This window comes from Mycobacterium bohemicum DSM 44277, assembly GCF_001053185.1.
Taxonomy (GTDB): domain Bacteria; phylum Actinomycetota; class Actinomycetes; order Mycobacteriales; family Mycobacteriaceae; genus Mycobacterium; species Mycobacterium bohemicum.
In genome coordinates this window covers 466,723-486,914 of sequence record NZ_CSTD01000003.1, presented here as the reverse complement: position 1 = coordinate 486,914, position 20,192 = coordinate 466,723, and the positions used below count along the sequence as shown (strand labels likewise).

16 protein-coding genes and 4 pseudogenes are annotated in these 20,192 nt (G+C 70.3%); 7 read left to right on the top strand and 13 right to left on the bottom strand.

All coding sequences use genetic code 11. The annotated features are described in order from the left end of the window. Window positions 1-97: 97 nt before the first annotated feature. The 3 genes and pseudogenes from BN971_RS26720 to BN971_RS16875 form a co-directional block, all read right to left on the bottom strand. Window positions 98-277: pseudogene (locus tag BN971_RS26720) on the bottom strand (hypothetical protein); the annotation flags it as partial. Continuing rightward, window positions 270-3,023, bottom strand: a pseudogene (locus BN971_RS16880) (UPF0182 family protein); the annotation flags it as partial. The pseudogenes BN971_RS26720 and BN971_RS16880, both read right to left, overlap by 8 nt. 93 nt (window positions 3,024-3,116) lie before the next feature. Next, window positions 3,117-4,139, bottom strand: a complete 1,023-nt coding sequence (locus BN971_RS16875; protein WP_085181998.1) for a YlbL family protein — start codon at window positions 4,137-4,139, stop codon at window positions 3,117-3,119. A 76-nt stretch (window positions 4,140-4,215) separates the two neighbouring features. Between BN971_RS16875 and BN971_RS16870 the strand changes: the two genes are divergently transcribed. Next, window positions 4,216-5,601 carry a zinc-dependent metalloprotease gene (locus tag BN971_RS16870; RefSeq protein ID WP_170322180.1) on the top strand — a complete coding sequence of 462 codons (1,386 nt, stop codon included), beginning with the start codon at window positions 4,216-4,218 and terminating at the stop codon, window positions 5,599-5,601. 36 nt (window positions 5,602-5,637) lie between these two features. Continuing rightward, the gene (locus BN971_RS16865; protein WP_085182000.1) at window positions 5,638-6,507 is read left to right on the top strand and encodes a TOMM precursor leader peptide-binding protein; all 870 of its coding nucleotides are present in this window, start codon (window positions 5,638-5,640) and stop codon (window positions 6,505-6,507) included. Here BN971_RS16865 and BN971_RS25140 read toward each other — a convergent pair. Continuing rightward, entirely contained in the window at window positions 6,504-6,677 is a 174-nt protein-coding gene (locus BN971_RS25140; protein WP_090350346.1) for a hypothetical protein, read from the bottom strand. The genes BN971_RS16865 and BN971_RS25140 overlap by 4 nt on opposite strands. 133 nt (window positions 6,678-6,810) lie before the next feature. On the opposite strand from BN971_RS25140, the gene BN971_RS16855 reads away from it, so the two are divergent. After that, a complete protein-coding gene (locus tag BN971_RS16855) occupies window positions 6,811-8,151 on the top strand; it encodes a macrolide-binding ATPase MABP-1 (RefSeq protein ID WP_085182001.1) in 1,341 nt (446 codons plus the stop codon). A gap of 116 nt (window positions 8,152-8,267) precedes the next feature. Here BN971_RS16855 and BN971_RS16850 read toward each other — a convergent pair whose 3' ends face one another. Continuing rightward, window positions 8,268-8,534 carry a WhiB family transcriptional regulator gene (locus tag BN971_RS16850; RefSeq protein WP_085182002.1) on the bottom strand — a complete coding sequence of 89 codons (267 nt, stop codon included), beginning with the start codon at window positions 8,532-8,534 and terminating at the stop codon, window positions 8,268-8,270. Window positions 8,535-8,902: 368 nt separating this feature from the next. Then, a complete protein-coding gene (locus tag BN971_RS16845; protein WP_170322188.1) occupies window positions 8,903-11,059 on the bottom strand; it encodes an ATP-dependent DNA helicase UvrD2 in 2,157 nt (718 codons plus the stop codon). Window positions 11,060-11,150: 91 nt separating this feature from the next. On the opposite strand from BN971_RS16845, the gene mrx1 reads away from it, so the two are divergent. After that, entirely contained in the window at window positions 11,151-11,402 is a 252-nt protein-coding gene (mrx1, locus tag BN971_RS16840) for a mycoredoxin Mrx1 (RefSeq protein WP_085182004.1), read from the top strand. A 23-nt stretch (window positions 11,403-11,425) separates the two neighbouring features. On the opposite strand, the gene nudC is transcribed toward mrx1, so the two are convergent. From nudC to BN971_RS16820, 4 genes and pseudogenes are all read right to left on the bottom strand, one after another. Next, a complete protein-coding gene (nudC, locus tag BN971_RS16835; protein WP_085182005.1) occupies window positions 11,426-12,358 on the bottom strand; it encodes an NAD(+) diphosphatase in 933 nt (310 codons plus the stop codon). 28 nt (window positions 12,359-12,386) lie between these two features. After that, on the bottom strand, window positions 12,387-13,457 hold the full coding sequence (locus tag BN971_RS16830; RefSeq protein WP_085182006.1) for a potassium channel family protein: 1,071 nt from the start codon (window positions 13,455-13,457) through the stop codon (window positions 12,387-12,389). Between the two features lie 87 nt (window positions 13,458-13,544). Continuing rightward, window positions 13,545-15,117, bottom strand: a pseudogene (locus BN971_RS16825) (RecB family exonuclease); the annotation flags it as partial. Continuing rightward, window positions 15,108-15,407 (bottom strand): annotated as a pseudogene (locus BN971_RS16820) (UvrD-helicase domain-containing protein); the annotation flags it as partial. The pseudogenes BN971_RS16820 and BN971_RS16825, both read right to left, overlap by 10 nt. Before the next feature lie 111 nt (window positions 15,408-15,518). Here BN971_RS16820 and BN971_RS16815 point away from each other — a divergent pair. Genes BN971_RS16815 through BN971_RS16805 form a run of 3 tightly spaced genes read left to right on the top strand, consistent with a single transcriptional unit; the run spans window position 15,519 to window position 16,817 of the window. After that, window positions 15,519-15,722: a hypothetical protein gene (locus tag BN971_RS16815; RefSeq protein ID WP_085182008.1), complete on the top strand. Its 204-nt coding sequence runs from the start codon at window positions 15,519-15,521 to the stop codon at window positions 15,720-15,722. Next, window positions 15,715-16,512, top strand: coding sequence for an alpha/beta fold hydrolase (locus BN971_RS16810; RefSeq protein ID WP_085182009.1), 798 nt, complete (start codon window positions 15,715-15,717; stop codon window positions 16,510-16,512). The genes BN971_RS16815 and BN971_RS16810 overlap by 8 nt, the downstream gene beginning before the upstream one ends. 2 nt (window positions 16,513-16,514) lie before the next feature. Beyond that, window positions 16,515-16,817, top strand: a complete 303-nt coding sequence (locus BN971_RS16805) for an MGMT family protein (RefSeq protein ID WP_085182010.1) — start codon at window positions 16,515-16,517, stop codon at window positions 16,815-16,817. On the opposite strand, the gene BN971_RS16800 is transcribed toward BN971_RS16805, so the two are convergent. The 3 genes from BN971_RS16800 to BN971_RS16790 form a co-directional block, all read right to left on the bottom strand. Further along, complete coding sequence (locus BN971_RS16800; RefSeq protein WP_085182011.1) at window positions 16,814-17,668, bottom strand: TIGR02569 family protein; 855 nt, start codon at window positions 17,666-17,668, stop codon at window positions 16,814-16,816. The two genes, BN971_RS16805 and BN971_RS16800, sit on opposite strands and share 4 nt — an antisense overlap. Before the next feature lie 93 nt (window positions 17,669-17,761). Then, window positions 17,762-18,985 (bottom strand): adenylyltransferase/sulfurtransferase MoeZ, encoded by a 1,224-nt coding sequence (moeZ, locus tag BN971_RS16795; RefSeq protein ID WP_090350341.1) that lies wholly within the window; start codon window positions 18,983-18,985, stop codon window positions 17,762-17,764. A 114-nt stretch (window positions 18,986-19,099) separates the two neighbouring features. Continuing rightward, window positions 19,100-20,137 (bottom strand): DUF3152 domain-containing protein, encoded by a 1,038-nt coding sequence (locus BN971_RS16790; RefSeq protein WP_085182013.1) that lies wholly within the window; start codon window positions 20,135-20,137, stop codon window positions 19,100-19,102. Between the last annotated feature and the right edge of the window lie 55 nt (window positions 20,138-20,192).

The following is a 20,192-nucleotide window of genomic DNA, read 5'->3' as shown; positions in this document are numbered from 1 at the left end:
TAATACCCACGACAGCGCAATAGTAGGCGCAGGCGGGCAAATATCCGAGCCCGCCGCGTTTGCCATCCCGGCTTCGGCCGCCGAAAAGGCCGAGACCCTACTTGGCGGCGTTGTACTTGTTGATCGCGTCGTCCAGGCGCTGCAGCGCGGCGCCGTAGGCGGCGAAATCGCCCTTCTTCTGGGCGTCCTTCGCCGCGCCGATGGCCGCCTGGATGTCCTGCAGGGCGGCGGCCTTGGCCGGGGACAGCGTCACCGACCCGTCGGGCACCGGCGGGACCTGTCTCTTTTACACCGCCGGCGTCGGTGGGCACAATCCCCGTGGCGGCCGCACCCGCACCCGGCCCGAACAGGCCGGTCAGTGCATCGGAAACCGTTGGGCCGTAACCGATCTTGTCGTTGTACATCATCGCCACCCGGATCAGGCGGGGATACGACGACGCGGCGTCGCTGGCACCCGGGGACGCGTAGACGGGTTCGACGTAGAGCAGGCCGCCCTGGCCGACCGGCAGCGTCAGCAGGTTGCCCCACCGGATGCGGTTCTGGTTGTCTCGCCCGATCACGCCGAGGTCCTGGGACACCGCGGGGTCGGTGGTGATGGCGTTATTGGCCAGCTTCGGGCCGTTGACGTTGCCCGGGATGGTCAACACGGTGATCTTGCCGTACGTCGCCGGGTCGGAGCTGGCGCTGATGTAGGCGGCCAGGAAGTCGCGCTTGAACCGGTTCATCGCGCTGGTCAGCTGATACGACGCCGAATTGTCGTTCTTGAGAATGTTTTTCGCCACGATGTAATAGGGCGGCTGGTAGCTGCTGGCCGTCGGGTTGGGATCCAGGGGCACGTCCCAGAAGTCCGACGACGTGAAGAACGTCCCCGGGTCGTTGACGTGGTACTTGGCCAGCAGCATCCGCTGCACCTTGAACAGGTCCTCGGGGTAGCGCAGGTGCTCGGCCAGCTCGGGGCTGATGTCGCTCTTGGGCTTGACCGTTCCGGGAAAGACCTGCATCCAGGCCTTGAGCACCGGGTCCTGTTCGTCCTGCTGATACAGCGTGACGGTGCCGTCGTAGGCGTCGACGGTGGCCTTCACCGAGTTGCGGATGTAGGACACCTGCTTGTCGGGCTGCAGCTTGTTGAACGCCACCTCGTTGGAGTCGGCCGTGGCCGACGACAACGAGGTGAGCTCGGAATAGGGGTAGTTGTCCAACGTGGTGTAGCCGTCGATAATCCACACCAGGCGCTTGTTCACGATCGCCGGATACACCGCGCTGTCGGTGGTCAGCCACGGCGCCACCGCCTCGACCCGCCGGGCGGGGTCGCGGTTGAACAGGATCCGGCTGTTGTTGCCGATCACGCTGGAAAACAAGAAGTTTCGCTCGGCGAACTTCGCGGCGAACACGCTGCGCGACAGCCAGCTGCCGATCGGGACGCCCCCACTACCGGTGTAGGTGTACCGCTTGGTCTCGGTGTTGGTCTCGTAGTCGTATTCGCGGTCGTCGCCGCTCTTTCCGACGATCGCGTAGTCGGCGGGCGTATTGGCGATCACCGGGCCGAAGTACACGCGGGGCTGGTCCAGCGGCGCCGGCCCCTCGGAGACCACGGTGCCGTTGGCCCCGACGACGTTGGTCAAGAACTCCGGATAGCCGCCGTTTTGGTTGGGGTCGTTGGCGATACCGCGCACCGTGTTGGCCGGCGACGCGATGAACCCGTTGCCGTGGGTGTAGACGGTGTGCCGGTTGATCCAGTCCCGCTGGTTCTCGATCAACCGGTCGGGATTGAGCTCACGGGCGGCCACGACGTAGTCGCGCAGCGCGCCGTTGCGGTCGCGGTAGCGGTCGATGGAGAGCTGGTCGGGGAAGTAGTAGAAGTTCTTGCCCTGCTCGAACTGCGTGAACGCCGGGCTGACGATCGTGGGGTCCAGCAGCCGGATGTTCGACGTCGTCGCCCGGTCGGTCGCGACCTGCTGCGCGTTGGCCGGCGCGTCACCGGTGTAGTTGCGGTAGGTCACCACGTCGTCGGTCAGGCCGTAGGCCTGCCGCGTCGCGGCGATGCTGCGGCTGATGTACTCGCTCTCCTTGCGCTGCGCGTCCGGTTTGACGATGAGCTGCTCGACGATCAACGGCCACCCCGCGCCCACGATCATCGACGACAGCAGGAGCAGCACCAGCCCGATAGCCGGAATGCGCAAGTCCCGGAAGACGATTGCCGAGAAGACGGCGGCCACGCAGATCAGCGCGATCGCCATCAGAATCAGCTTGGCGGGAAGCACGGCGTTGATGTCGGTGTAGCCCGCGCCCGTGAACGGCTTGCCGCCCCGGGTGTGCGACAGCAGCTCGTAGCGGTCCAGCCAGTAGGCAACCGCCTTGAGCAACACCAGCAACCCGACGAGACCGACCAGCTGGACCCGCGCCGAACGGCTCAGCACGCCCGTGCGCCCGGACAACCGGATGCCGCCAAACAGGTAGTGCGCCAACACGTTCCCCACGAATGCCAAAAACACGGCCACAAACAGGTAGCTCAGCAGCAGGCGGTAGAAGGGCAGCTCGAACGCGTAGAAGCCGAGATCCTTGCCGAACTGCGGGTCCCGGATGCCGAAATCCGAGCCGTGCAGGAACAATTGGACCCGCACCCAGTAGCTCTGGGCGATGATCCCGGCCAGCAGACCGATCGCGACCGGCACCCCGACGCCCACGACCCGCAGCCGGGACATGACGACGGTGCGATAGCGCGCCACCGGGTCGTTGTCGTTACTCGGGACGAACACCGGCCGGGTGCGGTAGGCCAGCGCCAGCCCGCCGAACACGATGCCGCCCACCAGCAGGCCGGCGACCAGGAACACCACCATGCGGGTGACCAGCACGGTGGTGAACACCGAGCGGTACCCGAGCTCGCCGAACCACAGCCAGTCGACGTAGGCGTCGATCAGCCGCGGGCCCGCGAGCAGCAAAGCGATCACACCGAGCGCGACGAGGATCAGAACCCGGCTACGCCGAGTCAGCTTGGGCATCCGTGCGGTGGGCCGCATCCCCACTGGCTACGCTCCTGGGTCGTTTTCTCGAGACGGTCACAACTGTACGCATGCCGCGGCGCCGGTGACCGGCGTCATCGGGGCCGCCGGGCGCACTCAGCAGGCGGGCGGCTGGCCCCCCGAGGTGATCGCATGCAACGCGTCGACCGCCTGGCTGAGCGTCTCCACCTTGACCAGCCGCATGCCCGACGGGTTGTCCGAGTTGGCCTCGTAGCAGTTCTTCGCCGGCACCAGGAACACCGTCGCGCCAGCCGCGTGGGCCGCGACCATCTTGTGCGTGATGCCGCCGATCTGGCCCACCTTGCCGTCGACCGAGATGGTGCCGGTCCCGGCGATGAAGTTCGATCCGGCCAGGTCGCCGGTGGTCAGCTTGTCGACGACCGCCAGGCTGAACATCAGCCCGGCCGACGGCCCGCCCACGTTGGCGAGGTTGAAGTCCACGACGAACGGCGCCCACGGCGCGTCCAGCACCGCCACCCCCATGAACCCGTAGTCGCGATCCTTGTTGCTGCCCAGCGTGATCTGGGCCACGCCGGCCGGCGCGTTCTTGCGCCGGAAGTCGATCGTCACCACCTGCCCCGGCTTGGTGGCCTTGAGGAATCCGGTGAACTGGTCGACATTGGCCACCGGCTTGCCGTCCACCGCGTCGATCGCATCACCGGACTTCAGCTTGCCGACCGACGGACCCGGGTCGGCGACGCTGGCGACGGTGACCGCGGCCGGGTACTTGAGGTAGCCCAGGGCGGCGTACTCCGCGCTGTCCTCGGACTGCTTGAAATCGGCGTTGTTGGCCTTGTCCACCTCGTCACGGGACTTGCCCGGCGGATACACCAGGTCGCGCGGGACCAGCTGCTCGGTGTCCGAAAGCCACAGCGTCAGCGCCTCACCCAGGCTGATCTCGTCGCGCTGGGAGACCGTCGTCATGTTCAGGTGGCCCGTCGTCGGGTGGGTTTGCGTCCCCTCGATGGCGACCACCGGGTTGCCGTCCACCTCGCCCAGCGTGTCGAAGGTGGGGCCCGGGCCCAGCGACACGAACGGCACCGTCACCACCGCGAGCAACACACCGAAGACGACGATCGGCACCAGCGCGACCATCAGCGTCAGAATCCGCCTGTTCACGCCGCATACACTAACGGGCACCCCCGAGCGGCGTTCACTGCAAGCTTGACCCAAGACCGCGCTTTCGCTTCGGCGGGTGAGTACCGTTGACCCTATGCCTGACCTGCCTTTCGGGTTCTCCGGCGGAGACGACCCCGACAAACACGGGAAGAAAGATCCCGAGTCCGGATCGGGGCCGTCCGAGCCGTTCGGCGCGTTCGGCATGAGCGGCGACTTCGGCATGGGTGACCTGGGGCAGATCTTCACCCAGCTCGGTCAGATGTTCTCCAGCGCCGGCACGGTCACGGCCGGCGGCCAGGCGTCGGGACCGGTGAACTACGAATTGGCCCGGCGCGTCGCGTCCAGTTCGATCGGGTTCGTCGCGCCCGTCCCCGCCTCGACGAACTCGGCGATCGCCGACGCCGTGCGCCTCGCCGAGACCTGGCTCGACGGCGCGACGGCGCTGCCGGCCGGGACCACCAAGGCGGTCGGCTGGAGCCCGAGCGAATGGGTCGACAACACCCTGGAAACCTGGAAGCGCCTGTGCGATCCGATGGCCCAGCAGATCTCGACGGTGTGGGCGTCATCGCTGCCCGAGGAAGCCAAGAGCATGGCCGGACCGCTGCTGGCGATGATGTCGCAGATGGGCGGCATGGCGTTCGGTTCCCAACTGGGCCAGGCGCTGGGCCGGCTGTCCCGCGACGTGCTCACCTCGACCGAGATCGGCCTCCCCCTGGGCCCCAAGGGCGTGGCCGCGCTCATGCCGGACGCCATCGAGTCCTTCGCCGCCGGCCTCGAGCAACCCCGCAGCGAGATCCTGACCTTCCTGGCCGCCCGCGAGGCCGCACACCACCGCCTGTTCAGTCACGTGCCCTGGCTGTCGAGCCAACTGCTGGGCGCGGTCGAGTCCTATGCGATGGGCATGCAGATCGACATGAGCGGGATCGAGGAGCTGGCGCGCGACTTCAATCCGGCGACGCTGTCCGACCCGGCGGCCATCGAAAACCTGTTGGGGCAGGGCGTATTCGAGCCCAAGGCGACGCCGGCGCAGACGCAGGCACTGGAACGGCTCGAGACGCTGCTCGCGCTGATCGAGGGCTGGGTGCAGGTGGTCGTCACCGCCGCCCTGGGCGACCGGCTTCCGGGCGCCGCCGCGCTCAGCGAAACCCTGCGCCGGCGCCGGGCCACCGGCGGCCCGGCCGAGCAGACCTTCGCCACGTTGGTCGGCCTCGAGTTGCGGCCGCGCAAGATGCGCGAGGCCGCCGCGCTGTGGGAGCGCCTGACCCAGGCCGGCGGCGACGACGCCCGCGACGCCGTCTGGCAACACCCCGATCTGCTCCCGTCCGGCGACGACCTGGACGAACCGGCCGGTTTCATCGATCGCTTCATCGGCGGGGGCGGCAGCGGGGTCGACGAGGCCATCGAGCAACTTGAGGCGCAGCTCGAACAGGACGGCGACGACCCCGGCCCTGTGGATAACTGATCCGGGCGAGCCGCCGCGGGTGGCACAGTCTCGGTCATGTCACCGGCCGTGCTTTCCCGGTATGCGTTGGACCCCGCGATGCCGGTGCTGCTGCGGCCCGACGGCGCCGTCCAGGTGGGATGGGACCCCCGCCGCGCGGTCCTGGTCCGTCCGCCCAGCGGCCTCGCCGCCGCGGAGTTGGCCACCTTGCTGCGGTCCATGCGATCGCCGACACCGATACCGGAGTTGCAGCGGCAGGCCACCGATCGCGGGCTGACGGACGCCGGGGGCCTGGCCGGACTCGTCGAGCAGCTCGTCGGGGCGGGGGTGATGACCGAATGCGCGCGTTCGGGCGGCCGGACGGCCTCGGTCCGGGTGCACGGCCGCGGGCCGCTGTCGGACCTGCTCGTCGAGGCGCTGCGCTGCTCGGGAGCCCGGGTGGCGCACAGCAGTCAGCCGCACGCCGCGGTGACACCGGGCGCCGTCGACCTGGTGGTGCTGTCGGACTCCCTGGTGGCCGACCCGCGCATGGTGCGCGAACTGCACGCCCGGCGCGTCGCCCACCTGCCGGTCCTGGTGCGCGACGGCACCGGGCTGGTCGGCCCGCTGGTAATACCCGGCGTGACCAGCTGCCTGGGCTGCGCGGACCTGCACCGCAGGGACCGCGACGCCGCGTGGCCGGCGGTCTCCGCGCAGCTGCGGGAGACCGTCGGGGTGGCCGATCGGGCCACCCTGCTCGCCACCGCCGCGCTGGCGCTCAGCCAGGTGAACCGGGTGATCGCGGCCGTCCGCGGCCGGGAGGTCGTCCCCGACGCCCCGCCGCCTCAGACGCTGGACGCCACACTGGAAATCGACCTCGCCGCCGGAACCATCGCCGCGCGTCACTGGACCCGACACCCACTGTGCACGCTGTGTTCGTGCGGCTAGCCCATGCGCCCCTGTTCGGGCACGCTGGTCGACACCGACGCGTACGCGCGGGCCAGTTCCTCCAGGACGGCCGCCGTCAAGGTGCCGTCCTTGCGGTTCTTGTCGAGCGTCTCGATGATCGCCCGGAACAACGAGTCCGCGGCGTCGTGCTGCGATTGCTTGGCTGCCATGACTTCGTCGGTACCACCCTTCGCATGAGCATTGCCGGCAGTCGCGGGACCGCGACCTGCCAGGGAACAACCTAGAGGCAGGCGTCGGGGCGGCGTTGGGAAGATACGTACCGCTATCGGCTGACCGTCGTGGATGATGGGATGCGTGGCAGACATCAAACGCGGTCGTGCCGCGCGCAACGCGAAGCTGGCCAGCATCCCGGTCGGCTTCGCCGGTCGGGCGGCGCTCGGGTTCGGCAAGCGGCTGACCGGCAAGTCCAAGGACGAAGTCCAGGCCGAATTGATGGAGAAAGCCGCCAACCAGCTGTTCACCGTCCTGGGCGAGCTCAAGGGCGGGGCGATGAAGGTCGGCCAGGCCCTGTCGGTGATGGAAGCCGCGATTCCCGAGGAATTCGGCGAGCCGTACCGCGAAGCGCTGACCAAGCTGCAAAAGGACGCGCCGCCGCTGCCCGCCGCCAAGGTGCACCGGGTGCTCGACGGCCAGCTGGGCACCAAGTGGCGCGAGCGCTTCACGTCGTTCGACGACAAGCCGGTGGCTTCGGCCAGCATCGGCCAGGTGCACAAGGCGGTGTGGTCCGACGGCCGGACCGTGGCGGTCAAGATCCAGTACCCGGGCGCCGACGAGGCGCTGCGGGCGGACCTGAAGACCATGCAGCGGATGGTCGGGGTGGTCAAGCAGCTCGCCCCCGGCGCCGATGTCCAGGGCGTGGTCGACGAGCTGATCGAGCGCACCGAGATGGAACTCGACTACCGGCTGGAGGCCGACAACCAGCGCGCCTTCGCCAAGGCGTACCAGGGCCACCCGCGGTTCGTCATCCCGCACGTCGTGGCCAGCTCGCCCAAGGTGGTGGTCCAGGAGTGGATCGACGGCATCCCGATGGCCGAGATCATCCGCCACGGCACCCCCGACCAGCGGGACCTGATCGGCACCCGGCTGCTCGAACTCACCTTCGACGCGCCGCGGCGGCTGGGCATGCTGCATGGCGACGCCCACCCGGGAAACTTCATGCTGCTGCCCGACGACCGGATGGGCGTCATCGACTTCGGGGCCGTGGCGCCCCTGCCCGGCGGCTACCCGGTCGAGCTCGGGATGACGATCCGGCTGGCCCGCGACAAGAACTACGACCTGCTGCTGCCGACGATGGAGAAGATCGGCTTCATCCAGAAGGGCCAGCAGGTGTCGGTGCGCGACATCGACGAGATGCTGCGCCAGTACGTCGAACCCATCGAGGTCGACGTGTTCCATTACACCCGCAAGTGGTTGCAGAGAATGACGGTCGGCCAGATCGACCGGTCGGTGTCGCAGATCAAGACGGCCCGACAGATGGACCTGCCGCCCAAGCTCGCGATTCCGATGCGGGTCATCGCCTCGGTGGCCGCGATCCTGTGCCAGCTGGACGCGCACGTGCCGATCAAGGCGCTCTCCGAGGAGCTGATCCCCGGCTTCGCCGAGCCCGACACGGCCGTCGTCTAGCGTCTGCTTCCTTGGCGTCGAGGGTGCGCTGACGGCGTCCGGGGTGTACCTGTGGCGACGCCGCTCGGCGTGTCGCCGCCCTGGATTCACCCGCGATCCGCCGGCCCGAAGACCCTCTAGGCGGCCAGCGGCTCCTTGCGCGGTCGCCCCCGCGGCCGCTTGTAGCTGACGATCGACCCGCGGTCGAAGATCTCCCCGCCCCACACGCCCCACGGTTCGGCCCTGTCCACGGCCGCCGCCAGGCACTGGCGCCGGATTGGGCAGTCCGCGCATAGGCTCTTGGCGAGCTCGAGGTCGGCCGGGGCCTCGGCGAACCACAGGTCGGGGTCGCCGACGTGACAGGGCAGGGCCTGGGGCCGGGTGCGGATCATCGGTGCCGACATGCGTCCACCTGCTTTCCTGGTCGGGTGTGTCCTTGCGGTGATCCGGACCAGGGGGTTGTCGATCCCATGAAGATGGCCACGGATCCTGGTGACTTCGGGGTCCGTGGCCTCGGGTGAAACCGGCTTGGGTGGAGCCTAGAGATGGTTCCGATCCACGGACGCGTCCGTCGCGGCGGCATGCTTGGGGGCAGCCGCCGGCGCGGCGGTGTGGGCGGCACGGGAGGCGCGAGCGGTCGACGCCGGGGCGGCAACGCCTACACCGAACACGTCGTTGATCATCGCGGCCACCCTCCTCTCTTGGCGCTTGACCGAGGGTAGACGGTCACGACCACAACCGACAACCGATTTTTGACCTGCGCTTTCGCCGGTCAGCGACCGCGGACCAGCTCCAGCACGTCGGGACCGTACTGTTCGAGCTTGCGCGCGCCGATCCCGGGGATGGCCACCAGCGCCTTTTCGTCGGAGGGCAGCATCTCGGCGATCGCGATCAAGGTGTTGTCGGTGAACACGACGTACGCGGGCACCTTCTGTTCCTTGGCCACCTCGAGGCGCCAGGCCTTGAGCCGCACCAGCAGGTCCTCGTCGACGTCGGCCGCGCAGGTCTCGCAGCGGCGCAGCATCACGGCCGCCGGCGTGGTCAGGTCCTTGTTGCAGATGCGGCAGCGGGTCGCGGCGCCGCGATTGCGCCGCGAGCGATTCGCGGCCTGCTCGGGTCGCGTTTGCGGTGCGATGCCGTTGAGGAACCGCGACGGCTTGCGGCTCTGCCGGCCGCCCGGGTTGCGTGCGAGCGCCCAGCTGAGCGCCAGGTGCACCCGCGCCCGCGTGACCCCCACGTAGAGGAGCCGCCGCTCCTCCTCGACGGCCTCGCTCTCCGGGCCGTGTGCCAGCGCGTGCGAGATCGGCAGCGTGCCGTCGGCCAGCCCGACGAGGAACACCGCATCCCACTCCAGGCCTTTGGCGGCATGCAGCGACGCCAGCGTGACGCCCTGCACCACCGGCGGGTGCCGGGCGTCGGCGCGCAGCCTCAGCTCGGCCAGCAACCCCGGGAGGTCGAGCTGGGGGCGCTGGGCCACCTCGGCGTCGACCAGCTCGGCCAACGCGGTCAGCGCATCCCAGCGGTTGTCTCCGCGCCCGCCCCGCCGGCGCGCGCGGTGGCCGCGCTGCCCGCCTCGCTGTCGCGCTTCTCCCGCGCCCCGCGGCCGTCGCCGTCGCCCGCGCGGGCCCCCCCGCCCTGCTGGCGCCGTCCCCGCCGGGCGGCAGCCGCCCGGCCCGTCGGCGCCGCGCTCGGCCGCGCGCGACAGGACCACCAGCGCCTGCTTGATCTCCTGGCGGTTGAAAAACCCCTCCCCGCCGCGCACCTGATAGGCGATGCCCGCCTCGGTCAGCGCCTCCTCGTAGACCTCGGACTGCGCGTTGACGCGGTAGAGCACCGCGATCTCGGCCGGCGGGGTGCCGGATTCGATCAGCCGGGCGATCGACGCGGCGACGGCGGCGGCCTCGGCCGTCTCGTCGGGGTGCTCGTGAAACGTCGGGGCCGGGCCCGGTTCCCGCTGGCCGACCAGGTGCAGCTTGCTGCCCGCGACCCGGCCCCGGGCGGCGGCGATCACCTGGTTGGCCAGGGACACCACCTGGGGCGTGGAGCGGTAGTCGCGTTCGAGGCGCACCACGGTGGCGTCGGGGAACTGCCGCGAGAAATCCAGCAGGAAGCGCGGCGAGGCGCCGGTGAACGAGTAGATGGTCTGGTTGGCGTCGCCGACGACGGTCAGGTCGTCCCGGTCGCCCAGCCACGCCTGCAGGACCCGCTGCTGCAGCGGGGTGACGTCCTGGTACTCGTCGACGACGAAGCAGCGGTAGCGGCCGCGGAACTCCTCGGCCACCGCGGCGTCGTTCTCGATCGCGGCGGCGGTGTGCAGCAGCAGGTCGTCGAAATCGAGCAGGGTGACCGACTCGTCGCGGGTCTTGAGCGCCTCGTAGGCGGCGTAGACGGCCGCGATCTTGGCGGCGTCCAGCGGGATGTCCCGCCCGGCGGCGGCCACCGCGGCCGGATACTCCTCGGGGCCGATCAGCGACGCCTTGGCCCACTCGATCTCGCCGGCGAGGTCGCGCACGTCGTCGGTGCCGGCGTTCAGCCGGGCGCGGTTGGCCGCGCGCGCCACCACGGCGAACTTGCTGTCGAGCAGCTGCCAGCCGGTGTCCCCGACGACCCGCCGCCAGAAGTACCGCAGCTGCCGATGCGCGGCGGCGTGAAACGTCAGCGCCTGCACCGCCCCCACGCCGGCGCCGGAGTCCAGGGCCCGCAGCCGCGACCGCATCTCCCCCGCGGCCCGCTGGGTGAAGGTGACGGCGAGCACCTGCCCGGCGGCGACGTGACCGTTGGCGACGAGCTGCGCGATGCGGTGCGTGATGGTGCGGGTCTTGCCCGTGCCGGCGCCCGCGAGCACACAGACCGGGCCGCGCGGGGCCAGCACGGCTTCGCGCTGCTCGTCGTCCAGCCCGGCGGTCAAGTGGTCGGCGACCATCGGCATGGCGTCCATCTTGGCAGTGATGGCCGACAAACCGCGCCCGCGGCTCCTGCGCGTCGCGGAATGCTGTGGGGCGGGGCTACGTTAAGCAGTCATGACCAACGCTGCGCTCACGGTGTACACGACGTCCTGGTGTGGGTACTGCCACCGGCTCATGACCGTGCTCAAGTCCAACGGGATCGCCTACGAGACCGTCGACATCGAAGACGACCCGGCCGCCGCGCAGTTCGTCAGCTCCGTCAACGGCGGCAACCGCACCGTTCCGACGGTCAAGTTCGCCGACGGGTCGACGCTGACGAACCCCAGCGCGGCGCAGGTCAAGGCCAAGCTCGCCGAAGTGGGCTGACGGTCGCGCCGCCTCGCGCCGCCTCAATCGATGGCGGCCCAGGATTCGATGATCACCCGCGCGATCGAAATCGACCCGGGCAGCAGTAGTTTCGACTGTGACGTGCTGCTCCAGTCGCCGGCCTCGAGCGCCCCGCGCACCTGCGCGCGGGTGAACCATTGGGCCTCGGCGATCTCGCCGTCATTGAACGAGAAGTCCTGCGCCGGGTCGCCGACGGCGTGAAAGCCGACCATCAGCGATCGCGGGAACGGCCACGGCTGACTGCCGAGGTATCGCACGTCGCTGACGGTCAGGCCGATTTCCTCGCGGATTTCCCGGGCGACGCAGGCCTCGAACGATTCCCCGGCCTCCACGAACCCCGCCAGCAGCGAGAACATCCGCTCCGGCCAGACGCCCTGGCGGGCCAGCACCGCGCGGTCGCCGCCGTCGTGCACCAGGCAGATCACCGCCGGGTCGATTCGCGGGAACTCCTCGTGGCCGGTGACCGGGTTGACGCGCGACCAGCCGGCCCTCGCCGGTCTGGTCGGTGAGCCGTCGATCGAGCTAAATCGCGCGCTGTCATGCCAATTCAGCAGCGCGATGGCCGAGGACACCAGTTGGCTGCTGGCGTCGTCGAAGATGGGGCCCAGGCTGCGCAGGTTGACCACTTCGGCCTGGGCGCCGGGATCGTCGGGCGGTTGAAGCGCCCCGCGGATCGCCCAGACGTGCCGGCCGCCCTCGATGCGACCGAGGAACACCGCGTCCGGCGGCGGCTTCTCGCCCAGGTCGGCCGCGGCGCCGAGCACCACGCGCCCGTTGGACACCAGCACCTGGTTGCGCGAATCCACCCGCAGCAGTGCCGCGTCCGCCCATCCCCTCGCCGCCGCCTCGACATCGGTGCGCAGCTGATCGGCGCGGTCGGCGCCGACGCGCGACAGCAGAGGCACCTCGTGCAGGCGAAAGTCCAGCAGAGCCACTAGTCGCCCGCCGCGCTTGCGATCGCCACTAGTGCCCCGTGGTCTTGATGTAGAGCAGCCGGTCGCTGGCCTCGATCGCGTCCACCTCGGGCGCGCCGATCCGCAACAGGTGGCCGTCACGCACCACGCCGAGCACGATGTCGCGCAAATGCCGGGGGGAACCACCGATTTCGGTTTGCTCCACCTCCCGCTCGGCGATGGCCAGCCCGAAGTCCGGCGTCAGGAGGTCCTCGATCATCTCCACGACGCTGGGCGTGGTGGTGGCCAGCCCGAGCAGCCGGCCGGCCGTCTCCGAGGAGACCACGACCGAATTCGCCCCCGATTGCTGCAGCAGGTGCTGGTTCTCGGCCTCGCGGATCGACGCCACGATCTTGGCTTTCGGCGCGATCTCCCGCGCGGTCAGCGTCACCAGCACCGCCGTGTCGTCCCGGCTGGTGGCGACGATGATCGAGGCCGCGTGCTGTGCCCCGGCAAGCCGCAGCACATCGGACTTGGTGGCGTCTCCGTGCACGGTCACCAGGCCCGCCGTCGCCGCGCTCTCCAGGACGGTCCGGTCGGTGTCGACGACGACGACCTCGCCCTGGGCGGCCTCGTCACCGAGGATGGCGGCGACCGCCGTTTTGCCCTTGGTGCCATAGCCGATGACGATGGTGTGGTTGCGCACTCTGCTCCTCCAACGCTGAATCTTCCACCCCTGCCGGGAGCGCTCGGAGAGCACCTCGAGCGTCGTGCCGACCAGCACGGCCAGGAACGCGATCCGCAGCGGCGTGAAGATCGCGGTGTGGGTCAGGCGCGCGGTCTCGGTGTAGGGGGTGATGTCGCCGTATCCGGTGGTCGACAGCGACACCGCGGCGAAATAGACGCAGTCCAAGAACGACAGCGGCGCGCCGCGGATGTCGCGGTAGCCGTTGCGGTCCAGGTAGACGATGACGGCGGCGGCGAAGAGCACCCCCAACGCGATGACCACCCGGCGCGTGATCACCCGGAAGGGGCTGGCGGGATCCTCGGGGATGCGCACGACTCCGACCAGCAGGTGGCCGGGCTGGGCGGTCAGGTTTTCGTCCAGGCCGTCCGGTTTGGGCGACCTACCGTTGCGCACGGCGGCCCGTCATCGGCTCGAACCAGCGCGGCGGACAGGCACGACACAAATCTAACCACCGGCGCCCCCGCGGCGGGGCGATACCCGTCACGGAGCGGTGGACCGCGAAAGCCGGGCCAGCTCGGCGGGACCGGGCAGCTCGTCGGGGGACACGGTCGCCCGCGCCCGCACGTAATAGAAGGCGGTGCGCACCTGCGATTCGGGGATCCCCGACAACGCCGCCCACGCCATGCGATAAACCGCCAGCTGGACCGCGGCCTGGCGCATGGCTTCTGATCCGTGGGGCGGCTCGCCGGTCTTCCAGTCCACGACGGTGGCGCCGCCGTCGGGGTCGGCGAACACGGCGTCGATGCGCCCGCGCACCACCGTATCGCCGATCGGCATCTCGAACGGCACCTCGACCGCCACGGGAGTCCTTGCCGCCCATTGAGATTCGGCGAATGCCGCCTGCAGGGCCGCCAGCTCCGTGGTGTCGCCGACGTCCGAGTCCGCCGCGCCCGGCAGGTCCCCGAGGTCAAACAGGCATTCGGCGCCGTAGAACTGCTGCACCCAGGCGTGGAAAGCGTTGCCCAGCATCGCGTGCGGGTCGGGCCGGGTCGGCAGGCGGTGCAGCAACCGTTGCATCGCCGCCGCGGGGTCGCGGGCCATCTCGACCAGGCCGCTGACCGACACCTGGCCGGGCAGGGCCAGGGCGGCCAGCCGCTGCCGACCGCTCCCGTTCGGCCAGCAACGCGTCCACGTCGGCCGCCCAACTGTCGACGTCCGCGACCGATTCCGCGGCGCCGCGCGACATGGCCCGGGCAACGAGGGCGGCCCCGCGTTCGACGTCGCCGCGGCGCGCGGCCAGCGGATCGACCGGCCAGGAGGCTTCGATGATGTTGTCTTTCAGAGGGTTTCGCTCACCGTCGGCCGGCGCGGGCGCCCAGTGCTCCACGGCGCCGCAAGGCTGGCCGGCCGCCGCCGAACGGTCGATGACGTCCTTGAGTTCACACAGGAATTCCGACGGTCCCCGCGGTTTGATCCCCGTGCAGCCCCAGTGATGGCCGGACACCAGCAGTACGTCCTCGGCACGGGTGATGGCGACGTAGAGCAGGCGGCGCTCCTCGTCGACGCGTCGCTGGTCGAGCTGGCGGCGATGCTCGGCGATCTTGTCCGACAGCTGTTTTCGGTTGGTAACGTCCGAGGTGTCCAGCACCGGGATGCCCAGTGCGCCCGCCGCGGCGCGGTCCCCCCGCAACAGGGGCGGCAACTCGGCGGCGTCGGTGAGCCAGCTGCTGCGCGACGCCGTCGACGGGAAGATTCCGCCGGACAGGTGCGCCACCGCCACCACCTGCCACTCCAAACCCTTGGCGGAGTGCACGGTGAGCACCTGCACACGGTCGCGCGCCACCACCGTCGGCGCCGGCGGCAAGCCGTTCTCGACCGCCTCGGCGGCGTCGAGGTAGGCCAGCAGGCCTGCCACCGACCCGGCCGTCGCGGCGCCCGCCCGCTCGGCATAGCCGGCGACGACGTCGGCGAACGCGTCGAGCTGTTCCGCACCGTTCCACTCGGCCCCCACCCCCGCCGCCGCCCGGGCTTCGCAGTCGATGCCGGTCACGCGGCGGACCTCGGCGACCAGGTCCGGCAGCGAATGGCCGAGATGCGATCGCAGACCGCGTAGGCGTAGCCGTGCACCGTGCGCACCAACGGGTCCCGGACGGCCGAGGCGCCGCCGCCGCGGTGCGCGCCGAGCAGCGCCGTCGTCAGGGCGTTGCGCGCCCGCATCCCGAGGCGGCCCGAACCGGTAAGCAGCAGAACCGATTCCGGCTCGGCTCCCGACCTGATCCGGGCGACCGCGGCGTCGACCAGCAGGCTGGTCTTGCCCGTGCCGGGGCCGCCCAGGACCCGCACGGTACCGCGCGCCGAAGGGGCCAGCAGGGCGCCGGCCTCGTCGTCCCAGGTGTATGACATGGCTGCATGCAACCACCGGGGTGTGACAAGCCGGCGTGCGCGCGGCCCCGGTGAGGCTTCTACCCTGGACACCGCGAAAGTCCGCAGAATCGGAGAGGAGGGTTTCGGATCATGGAAGATGTCGATCGTGGCTCACCCGTCGACGACGCGCCGGAGGGCGACGCCGTGGCGCAACAGCAGTCCGTCGAATACGACGACGAGGCCGGCTTGGACACCGACTACCTGACCGCCGCGGACCGCGAGGCCAACGAGGCCGACGTGATCGAGCAGGCGTACGTCGTGCCGGTGGAAGACGACTGGAACGACGATCGCTGAACGGACCGCCGCCGGCCTGTATGTCCACCGCTACGGGCCGCCGGGGCCGGTGCGGGTCCTGGCGCTGCACGGCCTGACCGGCCACGGGCAGCGCTGGGAGCATCTGGCCGGGTATTTGCCCGGCGTATCGATCGCCGCGCCGGACATGATCGGCCACGGCAGGTCCACGTGGGCGGCCCCGTGGACCATCGAGGCCAACGTCTCGGCGTTGGCCGCGCTGCTCGACGATTCCGCCGATGCGCGGGTGCTGGTGATCGGTCACTCGTTCGGCGGCGGGCTCGGCATGCATCTCGCCGCGGCGCGCCCGGAACGCGTTGGCGCGCTGCTGATGCTCGATCCGGCGGTGGGCCTCGACGGCGGCTGGATGCGTGACATCGCCGAGGCGATGTTGTCCTCGCCGGACTACCCGGACGCCGACGAGGCGCGGGCGGAGAAGGCGACGGGCTCGTGGGCCGACGTCGATCCGGCGTTGCTGGACGCCGAAATCGCCGAGCATCTGGTGAGGCTGCCAAGCGGCCGGTACGGCTGGCGGGTCAGCCTGCCGGCGATGATGTCGTACTGGAGCGAGTTGGCCCGCGACATCGTATTGCCGCCGGCCGGGACGGTGACGAGGCTCGTGCGGGCGAAGCGGACGTCGCCGCCCTACGTCGGTGACGATCTCGTCGCGGGACTCGAGCGGCGCCTGGGATCGGACTTCGCGCTGCTGGATTTCGACTGCGACCACATGGTGCCCTACGCCAGGCCCGACGAGGTGGCGGCGCTGACGCGCGAATTGCTGAAAGCGCTCTGACCGTGGCGCCGGTGACCGAGGAACAGGTCGAGCGGGTGCGGGCGCTGGTCGCCGCCATCCCGTCGGGCAGGGTTGCCACCTACGGCGACATCGCCTCTGTCGCAGGGCTTTCCAGCCCGCGCATCGTGGGCTGGATCATGCGCACGGACTCGTCGGACCTGCCGTGGCACCGCGTCATCACCGCCTCGGGTCGCCCGGCGCGACACCTGAGGAGCCGGCAGCTGGAGTTGCTGCGGGCCGAAGGAGTGCTCGCGGTCGACGGCCGGGTGGCGCTGAGCGAGGTGCGCCACGCGTTCGGCGGTTAGAGCACCAGCCGTACCAGGGCCGCGGTGCGGGCCAGGCCCGGGAAGGCCTCGGCGGTCGACCTGGGATGCAGCGCGTGGACCGCGAGGCGAAACATCAAGGCGCGCAACAACATCTGCGGCCACTCCGGCAGGGCGCTCCAGCGTTCGATGAGCCCGTCGTCGGCCTCGCCCCACGACAGGGCGTCGACGACCGCCACCCCAGCGGCCCAGGAGGCGGGCCGCCAGTAGGGCGTGATGTCGGTGATGCCCGGCGCCGCGGTTCCCACGAAAAGCACTGTGCCGTAAAGGTCCCCGTGCACGAGCTGGTTGGGACTGCGGGTCGGCTTGCGCAAGCTCGCGAGCTGGTTGATCAGCTCGACCGATTTCTCGCTGTCCGCCGACGGCGGGGCCGTCCGCGCGCCCGGTGGCACGGAGGACAACGGCCGTTCCTCCCACGCGGCGCGGTCGGCCGCGATGAAGACGTCGACATCTCCCCACGGCGCGGTGGGGCCCTGGGTCAGAAATCGGGGGCGTTCGAGTTTGCCGGTCGCCTCGTGCAGCCGGACCGCGGCCGACACGACCTCATCGTGGCGGGGCTCCGGCACGCCGGCGACGAAGGTGTCCGCGCGCCACCCGGAAACCACGTAGCGGCCGTCGGTCGAACGCACCGGGCGGGCCAGCCGGACGCCGTCGACGAACAGCGTCTCGCGCACGCGCGCGGACCAGGCCGCGCGCGCGTGGTCGGGCACCACCGACAAGACGACCTCGCCGCAGCGCCAGCCGCCCTCCCAGCCGGGGCCCAGCGCGACGGGCTGCACACCGGTCAAGCCGAACGCCGTCAGCACATGCTCCGGCGGTAGCTCGACTGTCACAGTGCGTAGCGTAATGGAGCGCGCCGGCGGCGATCGCGAGCGCGGCGAAGCCGGGCGCGGCGGGTCGCCGAACGACAGAACCAGCGGATCGGCTCAGTACATCACCATGTCGGGCTGCATCTGCTGCGCCCAGGCGACGATGCCGCCCTGCAAATGCACGGCGTCGGAGAATCCGGCGTTGCGCACCGCCGCCAGCGCCTCGGCCGAGCGGACGCCGGTCTTGCAATACAGCACCGCCTTGCGGTCGTGCGGCAGCTGCGCCAGGCCCTCACCGGACGTGATCAGGGATTTCGGGATGAGCTGGGCGCCGTCGATGTGCACGATGTCCCATTCCACCGGCTCGCGAACGTCGATCAGCGCGAGCTTCTCCCCGGAGTCCAGCAATTCCCGCAGCTCCCGGGGGGTGATGGTCGAGCCGGTCACCGCATCGGCGGGCGCGGCGCCACACAGTTGCTCGTAGTCGACGAGTCCGGTGATCCTCGGCGCCGACGGGTCCTTGCGGACCGCGATCGTTCGGTAGCTCATCTGCAGGGCGTCGTAGAGCATCAACCGGCCCAGGAGTGGCTCGCCGATCCCCGCGATCAGCTTGACCGCCTCGGTGGCCATCACCGCGGCGATCGAGGCGCACACGACGCCCAGCACCCCGCCCTCGGCGCACGACGGCACCAGGCCGGGCGGGGGCGGCTCGGGGTACAGGTCGCGATAGTTGAGGCCGCGGCCACCGGGCGCGTCCTCCCAGAACACCGACACCTGGCCCTCGAACCGGTAGATCGACCCCCACACGTACGGCTTGCCCGCCAGCACCGCGGCGTCGTTGACCAGATACCGGGTGGCGAAGTTGTCGGCGCCGTCGACGATCAGGTCGTAGCCCCCGAACAGCTCAACGGCATTGCCCGCCTCCAGCCTGAACTCGTGCAGTCGCACGTTGACCAGCGGGTTGATCGCGGCGATCGAGTCGCGCGCCGACTGGGCCTTGGAGCGCCCGACGTCGGCGACGCCGTGGATGATCTGCCGTTGCAGGTTCGACTCGTCGACGACGTCGAAGTCGACGATGCCGATCGTGCCGACGCCGGCCGCCGCCAGGTACAGCAGCGTCGGCGACCCCAGCCCGCCGGCCCCGATCACCAGCACCCGCGCGTTCTTCAGCCGCTTCTGACCGTCCGGGCCGAGGTCGGGGATGATCAGGTGGCGGCTGTAGCGGGCCACCTCCTCGCGGGTGAGCCCGGCCGCGGGCTCGACCAGCGGCGGCAGCGATGTCTGGGGTGTCGACACCGGACTTCTCCTCGGTTGACTGACGCCCACGATCCTAGGCCGCATCGCCGAACCTGCGGTGGCGGCGCCGAGACTGCGCACGGGGCGCGATTGACGCGCGAAGACCCGCCGTGGCCGCAGGCTCGGCGCAGCGACGAGACGTAAAGAGACGAGACGCGACTAGGCGATTGGATACGGCCAGGGGTTGAACCGGCAGGTCTTGCCGTCGGCCTTGACGACGTCGGGGTCGAACTTGGCGGCGTCGTCGTTGGACGTCGAGAACGTCTGCTGCATCATCACCGGCGCCAGACCGCCCTGCTTGTCGCAGGCCTCGTGGCGGACGTACCCGATGGCGTGTCCCACCTCGTGGTTGATCACGTACTGCCGATACGAGCCGACGTCCCCTTCGAAGGGCAGCGCACCGCGCACCCAGCGCGCCTCGTTGATGAACACCCGCGCCTGCCGGTCGCGTCCGAAAGCCGGGTTGTAGCAGGACGTCTCGAGCCGGAACTCGTAGCCGCACCCCTCGCGCACCGTCACCGGGGACACCAGCGAGATCCGGAAGTCGGGCTTTCCGCCGTTGTCCGCGTCGACACGGATGAAGGCGAACTGCGGGTTGTGGGTCCAGCCCTTGGGGTTGGCGAGCGTCTGGTCGACCATCTGCGCGAACGCGTTGTCACCGCCGAACATCGTGGGATCGATGCCGTTCTCGACCTCGACGGTGTAGCGGAACACCTTCGCGGTGCCCTGGCCGACCTGCGGGGTGGTACCGGGCAGCACCCGCCACGTCTTGTCGCCCGCCTCGGTGAAGGGACCGCCGTCGGGCAGCGTTCCGGCCGGCAGGTTCGCGTCGAACGCGGCGAGCCCGCGCGGCGGCGCGTCGATGATCGCGGTGCCCACGGCCCCGATGGCCGGCGGGGCCTGCATGGCCTGGGTGGCCGCCGGCTTGGGCGCGGCGGTCCCCGTCACCGTCTGGTAGATCACCACCGCGGTGAGCGCCACCAGGGCGGGCAGCGCGTACGCGCGCCAGCCGTAGGTGGAGACGAACCGCCCCAGCGATGTTTGCTTGCGCCATTGACTGGGCCGGTCGCGGTCGGCCCGCGGGCGCCCCGGGTCGCGGCCGATCGGGTCGCGCAGGGCGCGCAGCGGCTCGCGCCACTCGTCGCGCACCATCGGCACCCGACCGGTGCTGCCGCGCACGGGCCGTTGGGACGTCATTTGCCCAGGATGGCATAGCTTGCGCCCACCAAACTGTAAGGCCGCCTTTGGCGCG